Genomic DNA, 16,461 nt, shown 5'->3' with positions numbered 1-16,461 from the left:
CACGTTCCAATGCGGCCGTTGCTGATGCCATGACGCTTGCCAGCCTCACCGTCCAGCTGCTCAATGGCCTGGCCGATGCTTCCGCGATGTTCTTGGTGGCGGCAGGCCTGTCGCTGATCTTCGGCGTTACCCGCATCGTCAATTTTGCGCATGGCTCGTTCTACATGCTGGGGCTGTATGTCGCCTACAGCCTGGTGGAGCGGCTGGGCAGCACGGCGCTCGGTTTCTGGGGCGCGCTGCTGCTGGCCGCGCTCACCGTGGCCGCGCTGGGTGCCGTGGTGGAAGTACTGGTCTTGCGTCGCATCTATCGTGCGCCGGAACTGTTCCAGCTGCTGGCCACCTTTGCCCTGGTACTCATCATCAAGGATGCCGCGCTCTGGATCTGGGGTCCGGAAGACCTGTTCGGCCCGCGTGCGCCGGGGCTCTCCGGTGCCGTGCAGTTGCTGGGGCGGCGCCTGCCTCAGTATGACTTGCTGCTCATCGTCATCGGTCCGCTGGTGTTCGGATTGCTGTGGCTGTTGCTCAACCGCACGCGCTGGGGCACGCTCATCCGCGCCGCGACGCAGGATCGCGAAATGCTGGGCGCACTGGGCGTGAACCAGGCCTGGCTGTTCACGGCCGTCTTCGCGCTGGGCTGCTTCCTGGCCGGACTGGGCGGCGCGCTGCAGGGGCCACGCATGCCGGCCAACCTGGCACTGGATCTCGATACCATCGGCAACGCCTTCGTGGTGGTGGTGGTCGGTGGCATGGGCTCGCTCGGCGGTGCCTTCGCCGCTGCCTTGCTGATCGCCGAGGTCAAGGCGCTGTGCATTGCGTTGGGCAATGTCTCCTTGTTCGGCATCGAGGTCTCGCTCTCGCGGCTCACGCTGGTGGTGGAATTTCTGGTGATGGCGGCCATCCTGGTGATGCGCCCGTGGGGCCTGTTCGGCAAGCCACTGGCGCTGGTGCGCAGCGGTATCGGCCATGACGCGCCGTTGCGCGCACCCGGGCGCAAGGCACGCCTGGCGGGATGGGCCGCGCTGCTGGCCTTGCTGGCGCTGCCCTTGCTGGCAAGCCGCTTCCCTTATCTGCCGGTGCTGATGGTGGAGATCCTGATCGCCGTCCTCTTCGCCGCCAGCCTGCATTTCTTGATGGGGCCGGGGGGCATGGTGTCCTTCGGTCACGCCGCCTATTTCGGATTGGGGGCCTATGCCGCCGCACTGGTCACGCTCAAACTGCAGTGGCCGATGCCGCTGGCCATGCTCGCCGGCGCGCTCGCGGCCATGGCTGGCGCGATCCTGTTCGGCTGGTTCTGCGTGCGGCTGTCGGGCGTGTATCTGGCCATGCTGACGCTGGCCTTCGCCCAGATCGTCTGGGCCACCTTTTTCCAGTGGGATGACCTGACCGGCGGCAGCAACGGGCTGGTCGGCATTCGTCCCGCAGAAACGCTGGCCTCGCCGCTGGCCTACTACTACCTGGCACTGGGCTGTGCCGCGCTTGGCGTCATTCTCCTGCGGCGCGTGATCCATGCGCCGTTCGGACTGGCCTTGCGCGCCGCCCGCGACGCGGCCGTGCGCGCCGAGTCGCTGGGCATGGACGTGCGCCGCCTGCAATGGGGCGGCTTCGCCATCGCCGGGCTGTTCTGCGGATTGGCCGGTGTGCTGTTCGCCTTCTCCAAGGGCAGCATCTCGCCCGAGGTGGCCAGCGTGGGGCGCTCGGTGGATGGCCTGGTGATGGTCTTGCTGGGCGGCGTGCAGAGCCTGCTCGGTCCGCTGCTGGGCGCAGCGCTGTTTACCTGGCTGCAAGACCTGGTGGCGCGCGAGACCGATTACTGGCGTGCCTTGCTGGGCGGCGTGATCCTGCTGCTGGTATTGCTGTTCCCCGGCGGCATGGCAGGCGCGTTCAGCCGCCTGCGTGCACCGTTGAAGCGGGAGGAGGGCGCATGAGCCTGCTGCAGATCGATGGCCTGCGCAAATCCTTCGGCGGTGTCGCCGCGCTGGATGACGTTTCCTTTACGCTGCCGGCCGGCGAGATGCTGGCGCTGATCGGACCGAACGGTGCGGGCAAGTCCACCTGCTTCAATCTCATCAACGGCCAGTTGCGTCCGGATGCCGGGCGTGTGCTGCTTGATGGCGAGGATATTGCCGGTCTCGATGCGCGCCGCATCTGGCGGCGCGGCGTGGGGCGGACTTTCCAGGTGTCGGCCGCCTTCGCATCCCTGACCGTGCTCGAAAACGTCCAGGCCGCCTTGCTCTCGCATCGTCGCCGGCTGTGGCAGCTATGGCGTCCCGCTGCGGCTTGCCTGCGCGATGAAGCGATGACCCTGTTGGCACAGGTCGGCATGGCTGATCAGGCCGGACGGGCCTGCGGCGTGCTGGCCTATGGCGACATCAAGCGCGTCGAGCTGGCCATGGCGCTGTCCAATGCGCCGCGTCTGCTGTTGATGGATGAGCCGACGGCCGGCATGGCCCCGCGCGAGCGGCACGAACTGATGGCCCTCACGCGCCGCCTGGTCAGCGAACGCGGCTTGTCGGTACTCTTCACCGAGCACAGCATGGATGTGGTGTTCTCGTTTGCCGACCGCATCATCGTACTGGCGCGCGGCCAGTTGATCGCGCAAGGCTTGCCCGAGGAGGTGCGCCAGGACGCGCGCGTGCGCGAGGTCTACTTCGGCTCGGGTGCCAGCTTCGGGAGCCCGGCATGAGTGGGCCATTGTTGATGGTCGAGGGACTGCATGCCTTCTATGGGCAGGCGCATATCCTGTTCGATCTCTCGCTGGAAGTGGGGCGCGGCGAAGTGGTCGCGCTCACCGGGCGCAACGGCGCGGGAAAATCCACTACGCTCAAGGCGCTGATGGGCTTGCTGGAAGGCACGCAGGGCCAGGTCACGCTGGAGGGCCGCGACATCACGCGCCTGGCCCCTTTCCAGCGCGCCCGCCTGGGACTCGGTTTCGTGCCCGAGGATCGGCGCATCTTCACCGAACTGAGCGTGCTGCAGAATCTGGAAACCGGTCGGCAGCCTGCGCGCGCGGGCGAGCCAGCATGGACGCCGCAGGCGCTCTTCGAGCTCTTCCCCAACCTGGGCGCCATGCCGCATCGCCCCGGCGGGCGCATGAGCGGCGGCGAACAGCAGATGCTGACCATTGCCCGCACGCTCATGGGCAATCCGCACCTGCTGTTGCTGGATGAGCCTTCCGAAGGCGTGGCCCCGGTGATTGTGGAGCAGATGGCGAACATGATCCTGCAATTGAAACGGCGCGGCATGTCCATCCTCCTCTGCGAACAGAATACGCACTTCGCCGGCCTGGTCAGCGACCGCAGCTACACACTGGATCAGGGCCGCATGTTGCCGTAGGACAGCACGCCATCCCGTCAAGCTCATCCATGGCAATCCGGCCTGCAGCAAGGGCTGCGCAACATGCATCTCAACATGTAACAGGACACTCGCATTCTTGTTGCAATTGGGCCGGGAACCGTTGAGGTCGTCCGTGTCCAAACTCCTGAAAGCAGCTCGCTTCCCGTTGCCTCACTGCAACCGAGCCCAGCCCACTGGAGAAAAATACAATGCCCAACACCGCCAAGCACCCCACGGTGCATTGGCCTGCCGACGACTTCAATGATGCAGGAATGCGCAACGACCACGCCAAGGTCGCGGTAGGCGATGACGCCAACGATATCTTCTTCGCAGCCGTCGAAATGACGCGCATGCCGATGATCGTGTCCGATCCCAACAAGCCGGACAATCCGATCATCTTCGTCAACAACGCCTTCATGAACATGACCGGCTACAGCCGGGCCGAGGTCGTGGGCAAGAACTGCCGGTTCCTGCAAGGCCCGGAGACCGACCGCGCAGTGGTCGCACAAGTGCGCCAGGCCGTGGCGGAAAAGCGCGAGCTCGCCACCGAGCTGCTGAACTACCGCAAGAATGGCTCGACGTTCTGGAATGCGCTCTTCATTTCACCGGTCTATGACCAGCATGGCGAACTGAAATACTTCTTCAGCTCGCAACTGGACATCAGCCGCCGACGTGATGCCGAGCAAGCCCTCGGCCAGGCGCGCAAGATGGAAGCGCTGGGCCAGCTCACCGGCGGCATTGCGCATGACTTCAACAACCTGCTGCAGGTCATCAGCGGCTACCTGGACATCATCAATCTTGCGCTGCGCAGCGATACGCCCGACCTCGGGCGTGTCTCGCGCAGCGCCGACAGCATTCGCAAGGCTTCCGGCAAGGCGGCCATGCTGACCCAGCAATTGCTGGCCTTCGCCCGCAAGCAGCGGCTGGAGGGGCGCACCATCAACCTGAATTCGCTCACGGAAGGTTTCACCGATCTCGTGCAACGCACGCTCGGTGGCGATATCGAGGTGCAAACCGAGCTGGCTTCCGGCCTGTGGAACTGCCGACTCGATCCGACCCAGATGGAAGTCGCCCTGCTGAACGTGCTCATCAATGCGCGCGATGCGATGTCCGGCAAGGGAACGGTAAAAATCCATACAAGCAATGAAGACCTGACCTCGGAAGATCGTGCCATCCAGCTGGGTGTAAAACCCGGCCTCTATGTCTGCATCGCAGTTACGGACAACGGCCCCGGCATTCCCGCGGACATCCTGCCGCGCGTGATGGACCCGTTTTTCACGACCAAGGACGAAGGCAAGGGCACCGGCCTCGGGCTGTCGATGGTGTACGGCTTCGTCAAGCAGTCCGGCGGATCGGTGCGCATCGTCTCCAGCGCAGAGCGCGGCACGACAGTCTCGATCTACTTCCCGGCCACGCAGGACCAGGTCGGCGGGGCCTTTGAGTATGACAACCGCACGCATACCCAAGGCGGTCACGAGCACATTCTGGTGGTTGACGATAGAATCGAGGTCGCCGAACTGGCCCAGGCGATGCTGGAAAGCCTGGGCTATCGCGTCAGCATGGTGAATTCACCGACGGAAGCCTTGCAGGTGCTGCGTTCCGAACCGAAGGTGGATCTGCTCTTCACCGACCTCATCATGCCGGGCAGCATGAACGGCGTGGTACTGGCGCGAGAGGCCCGCCGCATGATACCTTCCATCAAAATTTTATTAACTACCGGTTATGCCAGTGAATCGATAGAGCGGCATGGTGCCGATGGCGAATTTCCCGTCCTCGACAAACCTTACCGCCACGATGAGCTGGCCCGCAAGATCCGCATTGTCCTCGACGGCGCCACTGGCGTGAGCTGAAAAGAATAACAACAAGTCGTCCGTACACGTGCCCTCACACGAAGGGGAGTCGTCCCATGCAATTGGATCACCTGTTGGCCAGGGCGCAGTCCCTTGCCTATCGCATTTCGGCCGAATTCAACGGCCAGCCTTTGCCCGATGACCGGCGCGCCTGTGCCGCCATCGGTTGTCTCACTGTGGCCCAGCAACATCACTGCGGCATCATCCTGCTGCTGCGTGATGACATGCCGGTCCACGCCTCGGCCTTTGCACTCATCGGGCACCAGATCGAGGCTGCCTTCAATGCCCTGTGGCTGTGGTACTGCGCCAGCGAAGAGGAACTCACGCGGTTCCTGGTCGACGGCAGCGGCAAGAGCATGCGCCAGCTGGTCACGCAGGTTGACAGCGTACTGGCCGGCCGCGACGGCCAGGAGGCCGCCATCCTCGGTGGCCACTGGGTGCGGCTGAGCGATTTCGTCTTCTCCGGCGAGCGCCGCATCCGTCACTGGCTCGATGCCAACGAGGTCGATGCCATGTATTCCGAAGAGGCCGTCACCGACCTGGTGGAATTGTCCAACTCCATGGCAGAACTGGGGCTGGCCAGCTATCGCACGATTCACGACAAGCACATCACGGCCGTGCGCAGTGGCACGTCCAACGTCGTCAAGATGGATCTGGCCAAGTAAGAAGACCAGCCACTTGGGCCGCCGTCATGTCAGGTGACCAGGGCAGACGCCCCAGCAGCGGCGCTTGCAGCCGCTGCACCAGCGTGTTCACCATGGCGCCGGCCTGCGTCTCTCGCGCATCGACATGATTGGCCACCCAGCCAGCCAGGCGCAGCCCGCGCGTGCGGATGGCCAGCGCACTGAGCAAGGCATGATTGATGCAGCCAAGGCGGATGCCGACCACGAGGATCACGGGCAAGCCCAGCCGGGCCACCAGATCGTCGCTGTTGTGGTCCGCATCGAGCGGCACCATGAAGCCACCCGCACCTTCCACAATCAGTACGTCACACGCCGACTGCAATTGCGCATGGCATAGCGCCAGATGATCGAGTGCAATCTGCACGCCTTCCTCCGCCGCTGCAATGTGCGGCGCCGTGGCCTGCCGCAGCAGGTAGGGATTCACCAGGTGCAGCGGCAAATCCACATTGGCCGCGGCCTGCAAGGCCAGCACATCCTCGTTGCACCAGACGCCGTCCTGCTGGAAAGCCCCGGACGCCACCGGCTTCATGCCGCCGGCACGCACGCCTCGCGCGGCGTGCAAGTGGATGAGCGCGGACGCCACCAGCGTCTTGCCGACGCCGGTATCGGTACCGGTCACGAAATAGCTGCGGCCGCTCATGGGCGAGGCTCGGCGCGCATCGCCGCATCGAAGGCCGCATGCAGACGCTCGCCCAGCCATTGCGCCTGGGCCGTATCGAGGATGTAGGGCGGCATCACGTAAAGCGTTTTGCCGATCGGGCGCACCAGCAGTTCGCGTTGCGCGGCCTCGTCGGCGAGCCGGCGCGAAAAACCTGCCGCGACGGCGGCATCATCGATGCGCGCATCACAAGCCCAGATCATGCCGCGCTGGCGCACGTGCTGCACCCGCGCATCCTGCGCCAGCGGCTGCAGGGCCTGGGCCAGCACCGGAGCGAACCGGGCATTGCGGTCCAGCACCTGTTCCTGCTCGAAGATGTCCAGCGTCGCCAGCGCAGCACGGCACGCCAGTGCATTGCCGGTATAGGAGTGCGAATGCAGGAAGCCGCGCCGCACATCGTCATCGTAAAAAGCGGCATAGATGGCCTCGCTGGCCATCACCAGCGACAGCGGCAGGTAGCCACCGCTGATACCCTTGGACAGGCACAGCAGATCCGGCCACACGCCCGCCTGCTCACAGGCGAAGAAGCGGCCGGTACGCCCGCAGCCGACCGCGATCTCGTCGGCGATGAGGTGCGCGCCGTAGGCATCGCACAGCCCGCGCAGTCCGCGCACATACTGTGGATCATGCATGGCCATGCCCGCAGCGCATTGCACCAGCGGTTCGACGATGAGGGCGGCAATGCGTCCGCTGCGTTCCTGCAGCAGCCTTTCGACATCGGCCAGCGCGCGGCGGCTGACATCGGCGGCCGTCTCGCCCGGTCCCGCCTGGCGCGCATCGGGCGAGGCAGCGATATGTGCCGGACGCAGCAGGGATTCATAGGCACTGCGAAAGAGCGGCGTGTCGGTCACGCCGAGCGCCCCCACGGTCTCGCCGTGATAGCCGCCGGCGATGCAGATGAATTCATTCTTGTCTGCATGCCCGGCATTGCGCCATGCATGCACGCTCATTTTCAGCGCGATCTCCACCGCCGAGGCACCGTCCGAGGCATAGAAACAATGGCCCAGCGCATGCTCCGTCAGCGCCGCCAGCCGCTCGGAGAGCTGCACCACCGGCTCATGCGTGAAGCCTGCCAGCATGGCGTGCTCCAGCTGGCCCAACTGGTCGATCAGGGCCGCATTGATGCGCGCATTGGTATGTCCGAACAGATTGACCCACCAGGAACTGATGGCATCCAGATAGCGCCGTCCTTCGGTATCGACCAGCCATGCACCGTGCGCACGGGCCAGCGCGATGGGAGGCGTGCGCTCATGCTGGCGCATCTGGGTGCAGGGATGCCACACGCTGCGCAGGCTGCGGGCGGCCAGCGGGCTTGCAATGGTCATGCGGATTCTCCTTGGGCCAGTGATCTCAGTGCCGCCACCAGGCGCGCCACATCGGCCGGGGTATGCAGGGCTGACAGGCTGATGCGCAGCCGGGCTGTCCCCTTGGGGACCGTGGGCGGGCAGATCGCCGGCACCCAGATGCCCCTGACGCGCAGGGCCGCCGAGAGGGCGCGGGCGGCCGCATTGTCGCCCACGATCAGCGGCTGGATGGCGGTCGGGGAGGGCAGCAGTGTCCACGGCAGCCCCGCCAGTCCGCTGCGCAATTGCTTGGCCAGTACCTGCAGATGCGCGCGCCGCCATTCTTCGCGGGCGATCAGGCGCAGGCTGGCCGAGGTGGCGGCGGCCAGCGCGGGGGGATGCGCCGTGCTGAACATGTAGGTACGGGCGCGCTGCAGGATCCATGCAAGCACGCCGGCATCACCGGCGACGAAAGCGCCGGCCACCCCGGCCGCCTTGCCCAGCGTGCCCATCAGCAGCACGTGCGGCGCCTGTACGCCCGCCAGGGCCAGGCTGCCTCGTCCTTGCGGACCAAGTACGCCCAGGCCATGGGCGTCATCCACCAGCAGCCAGGCCTCATGCCGGGCGCACACTGCCGCCAGTTCGGCCAACGGGGCCAGGTCGCCATCCATGCTGAACACGGCATCGGTGAGCACCAGCTTGCGAGGGCTGCTGCAGCGGGAGAGCACCTGCTCCAGACGGCTCACATCGTTGTGCGGAAATACCTTCAGGCTGGCCCCGGACAAGCGTGCGCCATCGATCAGCGAGGCATGGGCCAGGCGATCCACGATGACGGTATCCCCTTTGCCGGCCAGCGCTGCGGCGACCCCCAGGTTGGCCATGTAGCCATTGCCGAACGCCAGCGCCGAAGGCCTGCGGACAAAGGCCGCCAGTTCGGCTTCCAGCGTTTCATGCGCGCGGCTGTGGCCGCTGATCAGAGGCGAGGCCGCTGCACCCACGCCATAGCGCTGCAAGGCCTCGGCGGCAGCGGCGATGAGCTGCGGATGGTTGGCCAGGCCCAGGTAATCGTTGCTGCAGAAGGACAATTCGTCGTGTCCATCGACCTGCAGCAGCGGTCCCTGCGGACCGTCGACCACACGCCGCGTGCGCAGCAGGCTCTGGCTGGCGAGGGCGTCCAGCTCACGGGTGAAATCTTGCATGGAGGGGCTTTCAGAAAAAAACGGACAAGCGATCCAGCGCCCGATAGGCTGCATTGCTTTGCCACACCGGCGTTTCGTCAGCGAGGGACAGCGTGGGCAGGCGCTGCATCAGCACGCTGAAAGCGATTTCGGCTTCCAGTTGCGTCAGTGCCGCACCCAGGCAGACGTGCGGCCCCTGGCCGAAGGACAGGTGCATGCCTTCGTCACGCCGGATATCGAAACGCTGCGGATCACGGAAGCGGCGCGCATCGTGATTGGCTTGCCCGATGTGCAGGATGGCCAGCTGACCGCGCTGCAGGCGTTGACCGGCCAGCGTCACGTCCTGCAACAGGCGGCGGCCGGTGTACTGCACCGGGCTGTCATGGCGCAGCATCTCCCGCACGGCCATCCGCAGGGCGGCGGGGTCCGCTTGGCGGGCCTTGAGCGCGGCCCATTGCACGGGATCTTGCAGCAGGGCCAGCACGCCATTGCCCAGCAGATTGCGGGTGGTCTCGTAGCCGGCAAAGAGCAGGGTGCAGCACTGGGCCAGCAGCTCGTTGCGATTCAGTTGCCCGCTTGCATGGGCTTGCAGCAGGCCGCGCAGAAGACAAGCCTCGGGCAGCTCGTCCGCTCGCGCCAGCGCCTGACTGAAGAAATCACACAGACTGCGCATGGCCTGTTGCGCCGCGAGGGTCTGCGTGGCGTCCGGCGTCGGACTGCCGATGAAGGCCGCCAGATCGGCCGCCCAGTCGATGAATTCCGCCGGTACGCGGTCGGGCAATCCCAGCAGTTGCGCAATCACCAGGGCGGGCAAGGGACGTGCAAAGCGCGCGATGAAATCGAAGCCGCGTGCTGCCTGCGGATCGGTCACGATGTCATCGGCCAGCCGCTGTGCCAGTGCGGTGATGTCGCCGCGCCGGGCTTGCAGGTCAGCCGGTTTGAATCCCGGATTGAGTACGCCGCGCAGGCGGCGATGGGCGCGGCCGTCGAGGAACAGCAAGGAACGCGAGAACAGGCGCTTGAACTGACGCTGCGCTTCGTCCTGCTGCCCATTACCGGTATCGCCGAGCCCGCTGTTGATCCAGCGGGCCGCGCGCCGCACGGAGAAGCGGGGGTCGCGCAAGGCAGCGGCCACTTCCTCGTAGCCGGTGATGACCCAGGCTCCGCCGCAGTGGGCGGTGCTCCAGTGCAGCGGCATCAGGCGGACGCAGCTGCCGCTTGCAGGCCCAGGCGCTGCAGCAGGTCGAGGTCGGCCGAGACCGGCGCATTGGCCGTGGTCAGCAGTTTGGCCCCGAGGAAGATGGAGTTCGCACCCGCTGCAAAGCACAGTGCCTGGGTCGCTTCGCTCATGCTCTCGCGCCCGGCGGAGAGGCGGATCACCGCGTGCGGCAGGGCGATGCGGGCCACCGCCACGGTGCGCACGAATTCGAATTCGTCCAGCGGTGCCACATCCTGCAGCGGCGTGCCCGCGATCGGCACCAGGTGATTGATCGGCACTGATTGCGGCGGCACCGGCAGGCTGGCCAACTGGGCAATCAGGCCGGCCCGCTGGGCGCGCGTCTCACCCATGCCGATGATGCCGCCGCAGCAGACGTTGAGGCCGGCTTCCTGCACGCGTTGCAGGGTGTCCAGCCGATCCTGGTAGCTGCGGGTGGAGATGACCTGGCCATAGAAATCGGGCGCGGTATCGAGGTTGTGGTTGTAGTAGTCCAGTCCGGCCTGCTTGAGTGCCTCGGCCTGGGCTTGCTCCAGCATGCCGAGGGTCATGCAGGTCTCCAGCCCGAGTGCGCGCACCTGGCTGACCATCTCGGTGAGTGCGGCCATGTCACGCTGCTTGGGATTGCGCCATGCCGCACCCATGCAAAAGCGCGTCGCGCCCTGGTCGCGCGCGGCTTGTGCGGCCTGCACTACCTCGTCCACGCCCATCAGCTTGCCGGCCGGCACGCCCGCTTCCTTGTGATGCGCCGACTGCGAGCAATAGCCGCAGTCTTCCGCGCAGCCCCCGGTCTTGATCGACAGCAGGCTGGACAGCTGGACTTCATTGGCGCGGTGGTGCTGGCGATGCACGGTCTGTGCGCGGTACAGCAGATCGAGGAAGGGCAGTTCAAACAGCTGCTCGGCCGCGCTGCTGTCGATGGCGGCCAAAGGGCGGTGGAAATGCAGGGGAGCGCTGGCTTGGGCAGCGGCGGGGGAAGGGCACTGGCTCATCGATAAAATCCGGTCCGTGAGTGAAAAGGCTTAGAATTCAGCTTCGGCGGATTCTAACTTCGCTCAAATTCGTTCAACAATTTCTTTTTTCATAGATTATCTATAAAAATATGGCGCTTCATTCCGAGCATCCGAGCACCGTGGAACGCATCGCGGAGGTCCTGCGCACGCGCATCATCCGCGGTGAAATCGCAGGCGGGGCGGCGCTTCGGCAGGATCACGTGGCACAGGAATTCCAGTCCAGCCACGTGCCGGTACGGGAAGCGTTTCGTCAGTTGGAAGCCGAGGGATTGGTGCTCACATTGCCCCGTCGCGGGGTGCGGGTCACGCAGGTGGACCGGGCGGCGGTCAAGGAAAATGCCGAGATGCGCGGCTCGCTGGAAATCCTGGCCCTGCGCCACAGCATCCGCAAGTTCGGCCCCGAACATATCGCCCGCCTGGAAGCCGCCCAGGAGGCCTGTGCCCAGGCCGCTTCGCTGATCGAATGGGATGCCGCCAACAACCTGTTCCACGACATCCTCTCCAGCGAATGTGGCATGCCGCGCCTGCTGGCGGTGTTGAAGCAACTGCAGCTGACCAATTCACGCTACCTGTTCTCGACCGGCTTCAAGCGCGGCTGGCAGCCGCGTTCGGATCACGATCACCGCCTCATCATCGAAGCCCTGCGCGACAAGAAGACCGACCGTGCCGTGCAGTTGCTGAGCATGCATATCGGCACCATGGAACGGGTCGGCTTCGTGGCGGCTTAGGCCTTGCCCTGCTGGGCGAACTGCGACGGCGGCACGCCGACATGCCGGCTGAAGGCCACGCTGAAGGTGGAGGCCGAGCTGTAGCCTACCTGCTGAGCCACCGTCGCCATGGAGGCCGCCTCGCCCAGCAGCAGCCGTTTGGCCAGTGCCATGCGCCAGGCCAGCAGGTATTCCATCGGAGCCAGTCCGACTTCACGGCGGAAACGTTCAAAGAAAGAGGAGCGCGACAGCGCAGCAGCCCGCGCCAGCCGCAGCACGTTCCAGTTGTCGGCGGGCCGCGCATGTATGGATCGCAGCGCCGCAGCCAGCCGTACATCGCCCAGACCCCGCAGCAAGCCGGGTGTGGCGGCTGCACCCGTGTCCGTGCCGGAACGCAGGGCTTCGATCAGCAGCACCTCCAGCAGACGCGCCAGCACGACGTCGCGCGCCGGACGCTCGGCGCGGTATTCGTCACCCACCAGTTGCACCAGCGTATGCAGGCGCGCATGGGCGCGCACCACAACCAGGCTGGGCAGCAGCGAGAGCAGCAGCGGCGTATCGGGCGAGGCGAAGACGCAATGGCCGACCACCAGTTGCACCTGCGGCGGCAAGCCCAGCGTCCCCAGGTGATAGCGCCCATCAGGCAGACGCGGTGGCGGATTGTCTTCATTGAGCAGGGCGTCATCGCAATCGTCCATGCTGGCCAGGGTAAAACCCTGCAAGGCCGGCGCGAGGAAAAAATCACCGGCGTGCAGCACGATGGAGGTCTCCTCGGTCATTGCGCCGGCATCTGCGCGCAGGATGCGGCAACTGCCCTCCAGCACCGCGCAATAGAAGGCCAGCTCCGGCCGGGAACGCTGCACCCGCCAGCCGCCGGCACCCTGGACGTACTTGGTGTAGCGGGCGGCAGGCTGCAGCAGACTGACCACTTCGGCCAGGGGATCGGTGAGTGATGGTTCGGACATGGCTGGACGATTGCCAATGAATGATGGACTCCGGATTGTAGCAAGTCCGGCCACGGGCGCCTATTCTTCGCCTTGTTCTCTTTCACCTCACAAGGAATCCAGCATGAAAACCGTCCTCATCACCGGCTGTTCGTCCGGCTTCGGCCTCGAAATCGCCTCGTACTTCCTGCAACGCGACTGGCAGGTCATCGCCACCATGCGTACACCGCGCGGCGACTTGCTGCCCGACTCGCCCCGGCTGCGCATCCTGCCGCTGGATGTGACCAGCGGGACCAGCATCGCCGCTGCCATCGCAGAGGCCGGCCCGATTGACGTGCTGGTCAACAATGCCGGTATCGGCGCGCTCGCCGCCGTCGAAGCCCAGCCCATGGAGCAGGTGCGCGAGATCTTCGACACCAACACCCTCGGCAGCATCGCCATGACACAGGCGGTCATCCCGCAGATGCGCCAGCGCGGCGCGGGCGTGATCGTCAATGTCACCTCCTCGGTGACCTTGCGCTCCTTGCCGCTGCTGGCGGTCTACACGGCCAGCAAGGCTGCCGTGAATGCCTTCACCGAATCCGTCGCCCTCGAACTGGCCAGCGTCGGCGTGCAGGCGCGTCTGGTCCTGCCGGGGCGCGCACCGCAGACCCGCTTCGCCGAGAATGCCCGGCCGCGCATGGAAGGGGCGATCCCGGATGCTTACGGCGCACTCGCAGCGCAAGTATTCAGCAATTTCCAGGATCACAGCCAGATCACCCACGCCAGCGATGTAGCCGAAGCGGTGTGGCGGGCGGCGACCGAGGCGGCCGCGCCGATGCGCATCGCCGCAGGAGAAGATGCGGTGGAATGGATGCGCTCGGCCTCCGCATAAACGCCAGCAGCCCGGAAAACCTTGGTACAAGGGGCAGTGGCGATGTATGGATTTTTGTTGTTGGTGCATCCATACTAGATGTCCGCCTGCACAACCGTCGGCAGGCAGCCCCTCACCAGGATTCTCCATGGCCCGACCGGACCCTTCACACACCGCAGATCCCTCCCTGCACTGGATCAGCCGTTTCACGGCCCATGGCGGTCCACGTTATCTGCAGATCGTGGGCTTTCTGGAGCAGGCCATCGCCGACGAACGCCTCAAGCCTGGCGATCGCCTGCCGCCGCAGCGGATGCTGGCTGATCGCCTCGGCGTCGATCTCACCACCGTCACCCGCGCCTACGGCGAGGCGCGCCGCCGCCAGTTGCTGGAAGGACGCGGCGCCGCCGGGAGTTTCGTGGCCGCGCCCAAGGTGGACCTGAGCCAGGTAATCGACCTGTCGATGAACATCCCGCCGCCGCCGGCCGGTATCGATCTGGATGACCTGCTGCGCCAGGGCGTGTCGCAGGTACTGATGCACAGTGATGTCGATCTGCTGATGACGTATCACCTGGGTGGCGGCAGCAGTGCCGACCGCGCCGCCGGTGCGATGTGGCTGCAGGACATGCTGGGGCCGGTGGAAGACGAACGGGTGCTGGCCTGTCCGGGCGCGCAGTCGGCCCTGGCGGCCTTGCTGCTGTCGCAGACCCGTCCCGGTGAAACCGTGCTGGCCGAACCGCTGGCCTATCCTGGCCTGCTGGCGGCGGCAGCCCAGCTCGGGCGGCGCGTGGTTGCGGTCGGCGTGGATCACGAAGGCATGCGCCCGGATCTGCTCACGACCATGGTGCGCAAGCATGGCGCGCGGCTGGTCTATCTCAATCCCACGCTGCAGAATCCGACGACCCGCACCATGCCGGCCGCGCGCCGCGCCGAGATCGCTTCCGTCGCCACCCGGCTCGATCTGCGCATCATCGAGGATGACCCCTACTGGCGCTTTGCGGCCCATGCGCCCAGGCCGCTGGCGCACTATGCACCGCGGCATGTGTTTTACGTGTCCACGCTGGCCAAGTGCCTGCTCCCCGGATTGCGGACCGCCTATGTGCTCACCCCTGAGGGGCAGGCACAGGACGAAGTGCTGGCTGCACTGCGGTCTTTCGTATTGATGTCTACGCCGCTGACCACGGCGCTGTCGACGCAGTGGATCCACGATGGCACTGCCGCCATGCTGGCCGAAGGCATCCGGCAGGAAGCCTGGGCGCGCCAGGCGCTGGCCTTGCGTACCCTGGGTGAGGAAGGGCCGGCCGATAGCGGCGGCATCCATCTCTGGAAGGCTTTGCCGGAACACTGGAAAGGGCAGGACTTCGTCCGCAAGGCCAGGGAGGCTGGGCTCAACGTGGTTGCGCAGGACAGTTTCCAGGCCGGTGACGGCGAACCCGCGCGCAGCGGTGCGCCGCACATTCGCCTCTCGCTGGGGCGTTCGCGCAGCCGCTTTGAACTGGTCCACGCCTTGCGGCGGCTGATGGAACTGGCCCATCGCCGCAGCCTGCGCGAAACGGTAGTGTAGGTGGTGTGAGAGTCTAGGCCGCGATGGCAAGACTGGTCTGGCGGCGCGCGGCTGCCAGAATCTCGCCGACGGCTTCGTCCTCCGAATGGGCGGACAGGGGCAGGGAGCCCCGGGTGATTTCTGCACGATCCTTCAGGATCGCGTAGGAGCCTTTCCAGCGGCCTTCGCTATCATCGGCCTGATAGACCAGCAGGTAACCGTCGAATTCGATTTTCTTCATAGGAGCTTCTCGCCAGGGCAAGGGGAGCATGCGCACCATGCTCGATGTTGCGCAGTATGCCGCTGGCGATTTTTCCTGCCTGTCATCCGCCTTCGCAAAGGCGTGTAGGACAAGAACGCAATCTCATCCGTGACGCCGCGCTAGCGCGATTGCACCGGTGCCAGCAAGCCGTTGACCGCATCGCTGACGATCAGTCCAGGCAGGGAGGCGCGGTCATTGCTGACGATCACCGTATCCTTTTCCACGTCTCCCGGCAGGGCCAGCTGTGCGATGTAGCGGCAGTCGGCGCTGCAGGTGTAGCGCAGCACGGTCTGGCCGCGCACGGCTTCCAGGATGTACTGGCCGTTTTCGATGCCGTAATAGCGCACGGCCACCAGCGGCTGGGTCTCGCCGGCCTCGGGGTCGCGGTAGAAATACTGGCCGCGTTCGGCCCGCGCGTAATGCGGCCAGGGCGTGCTGCCTGCCGGCGCCAGGTGGTCGATCTGGCGCGCGTCCAGGCCCAGCCGCAAGCCCGGGGCGGCCGGTGCCGCAAGCGGGGCCTGGGCAGGGGGCACTGCGAGCAGGGCGGGCACAGGCGAAGTCGCATTTCCTTTGGCGGTGAGCAGGGCCGCTGCGATGCCCGGCGCGGCTTGCGCCTCCAGTTCGGTCTGGCGATGCTGATACCAGGCCAGCAGGCAGGCGCGGTCGCGGCAGTTGTCTTCGCGCCAGCGCCATTGCGCATCGCTGGCGGTGCGGAAGGCACGTTGATCGGCTGCGGCCTGGCGCGCGCGGCGGTAGGCGTGGCCCAATTGATCGTCCAGCGCGGACAGCTCGGCATCCCGGCAGATGGTCTTTTCATTGGCCGAACCGGCCTTGCTGCAGTCGAAGCTGGCGGCACGCGCCGACGGAAGTTCCAGCGCACCCAACAGGCTGGCGCTGCTGAGCAGGAGGATGAGGGGCAGGGTTTTCATGGCGAGACTCTC

16 protein-coding genes are annotated in these 16,461 nt (G+C 65.7%); 8 read left to right on the top strand and 8 right to left on the bottom strand.

Annotated elements, in window-relative coordinates; all coding sequences use genetic code 11:
• Positions 1-29: 29 nt before the first annotated feature.
• From E2K99_RS12955 to E2K99_RS12935, 5 genes are all read left to right on the top strand, one after another.
• The gene (locus tag E2K99_RS12955; protein WP_134222470.1) at positions 30-1,925 is read left to right on the top strand and encodes an ABC transporter permease; all 1,896 of its coding nucleotides are present in this window, start codon (positions 30-32) and stop codon (positions 1,923-1,925) included.
• Complete coding sequence (locus E2K99_RS12950) at positions 1,922-2,683, top strand: ABC transporter ATP-binding protein (protein WP_134222469.1); 762 nt, start codon at positions 1,922-1,924, stop codon at positions 2,681-2,683. Before E2K99_RS12955 ends, E2K99_RS12950 begins: the two co-directional genes overlap by 4 nt.
• On the top strand, positions 2,680-3,333 hold the full coding sequence (locus tag E2K99_RS12945) for an ABC transporter ATP-binding protein (protein ID WP_134222468.1): 654 nt from the start codon (positions 2,680-2,682) through the stop codon (positions 3,331-3,333). The genes E2K99_RS12950 and E2K99_RS12945 overlap by 4 nt, the downstream gene beginning before the upstream one ends.
• A gap of 209 nt (positions 3,334-3,542) precedes the next feature.
• The gene (locus E2K99_RS12940) at positions 3,543-5,183 is read left to right on the top strand and encodes a histidine kinase famiy protein (RefSeq protein ID WP_134222467.1); all 1,641 of its coding nucleotides are present in this window, start codon (positions 3,543-3,545) and stop codon (positions 5,181-5,183) included.
• A 56-nt stretch (positions 5,184-5,239) separates the two neighbouring features.
• Entirely contained in the window at positions 5,240-5,848 is a 609-nt protein-coding gene (locus tag E2K99_RS12935) for a DUF6988 family protein (protein ID WP_039785847.1), read from the top strand.
• Here the strand turns inward: E2K99_RS12935 and bioD are convergent.
• Genes bioD through bioB form a run of 5 tightly spaced genes read right to left on the bottom strand, consistent with a single transcriptional unit; the run spans position 5,826 to position 11,193 of the window.
• Positions 5,826-6,506, bottom strand: coding sequence for a dethiobiotin synthase (gene bioD / locus E2K99_RS12930; RefSeq protein ID WP_134222466.1), 681 nt, complete (start codon positions 6,504-6,506; stop codon positions 5,826-5,828). The two genes, E2K99_RS12935 and bioD, sit on opposite strands and share 23 nt — an antisense overlap.
• A complete protein-coding gene (gene bioA, locus E2K99_RS12925) occupies positions 6,503-7,849 on the bottom strand; it encodes an adenosylmethionine--8-amino-7-oxononanoate transaminase (RefSeq protein ID WP_134222465.1) in 1,347 nt (448 codons plus the stop codon). The genes bioD and bioA overlap by 4 nt, the downstream gene beginning before the upstream one ends.
• Positions 7,846-9,006 carry an 8-amino-7-oxononanoate synthase gene (bioF, locus tag E2K99_RS12920; RefSeq protein WP_134222464.1) on the bottom strand — a complete coding sequence of 387 codons (1,161 nt, stop codon included), beginning with the start codon at positions 9,004-9,006 and terminating at the stop codon, positions 7,846-7,848. Before bioF ends, bioA begins: the two co-directional genes overlap by 4 nt.
• 10 nt (positions 9,007-9,016) lie before the next feature.
• The gene (locus E2K99_RS12915; protein WP_134222463.1) at positions 9,017-10,183 is read right to left on the bottom strand and encodes a cytochrome P450; all 1,167 of its coding nucleotides are present in this window, start codon (positions 10,181-10,183) and stop codon (positions 9,017-9,019) included.
• On the bottom strand, positions 10,183-11,193 hold the full coding sequence (gene bioB, locus E2K99_RS12910; RefSeq protein WP_134222462.1) for a biotin synthase BioB: 1,011 nt from the start codon (positions 11,191-11,193) through the stop codon (positions 10,183-10,185). The genes E2K99_RS12915 and bioB overlap by 1 nt, the downstream gene beginning before the upstream one ends.
• Positions 11,194-11,303: 110 nt before the next feature.
• On the opposite strand from bioB, the gene E2K99_RS12905 reads away from it, so the two are divergent.
• Entirely contained in the window at positions 11,304-11,942 is a 639-nt protein-coding gene (locus tag E2K99_RS12905; RefSeq protein WP_134222461.1) for a GntR family transcriptional regulator, read from the top strand.
• On the opposite strand, the gene E2K99_RS12900 is transcribed toward E2K99_RS12905, so the two are convergent.
• A complete protein-coding gene (locus E2K99_RS12900) occupies positions 11,939-12,886 on the bottom strand; it encodes an AraC family transcriptional regulator (protein ID WP_134222460.1) in 948 nt (315 codons plus the stop codon). The genes E2K99_RS12905 and E2K99_RS12900 overlap by 4 nt on opposite strands.
• Before the next feature lie 103 nt (positions 12,887-12,989).
• Here E2K99_RS12900 and E2K99_RS12895 point away from each other — a divergent pair, with 103 nt between their 5' ends.
• The gene (locus tag E2K99_RS12895) at positions 12,990-13,739 is read left to right on the top strand and encodes an SDR family oxidoreductase (RefSeq protein ID WP_134222459.1); all 750 of its coding nucleotides are present in this window, start codon (positions 12,990-12,992) and stop codon (positions 13,737-13,739) included.
• A 127-nt stretch (positions 13,740-13,866) separates the two neighbouring features.
• Positions 13,867-15,279 carry an aminotransferase-like domain-containing protein gene (locus E2K99_RS12890; RefSeq protein WP_134222458.1) on the top strand — a complete coding sequence of 471 codons (1,413 nt, stop codon included), beginning with the start codon at positions 13,867-13,869 and terminating at the stop codon, positions 15,277-15,279.
• Positions 15,280-15,292: 13 nt separating this feature from the next.
• On the opposite strand, the gene E2K99_RS12885 is transcribed toward E2K99_RS12890, so the two are convergent.
• Together E2K99_RS12885 and E2K99_RS12880 are read right to left on the bottom strand one after the other, a co-directional pair.
• Positions 15,293-15,499 carry a hypothetical protein gene (locus E2K99_RS12885; protein ID WP_166675067.1) on the bottom strand — a complete coding sequence of 69 codons (207 nt, stop codon included), beginning with the start codon at positions 15,497-15,499 and terminating at the stop codon, positions 15,293-15,295.
• A 140-nt stretch (positions 15,500-15,639) separates the two neighbouring features.
• A complete protein-coding gene (locus E2K99_RS12880) occupies positions 15,640-16,449 on the bottom strand; it encodes a lysozyme inhibitor LprI family protein (protein WP_240733710.1) in 810 nt (269 codons plus the stop codon).
• Positions 16,450-16,461: the final 12 nt, after the last annotated feature.

The sequence above is a fragment of the Herbaspirillum huttiense genome, from assembly GCF_004367745.1.
GTDB lineage: Bacteria > Pseudomonadota > Gammaproteobacteria > Burkholderiales > Burkholderiaceae_D > Herbaspirillum > Herbaspirillum huttiense.
This window is presented reverse-complemented; position numbering and strand designations above follow the sequence as displayed.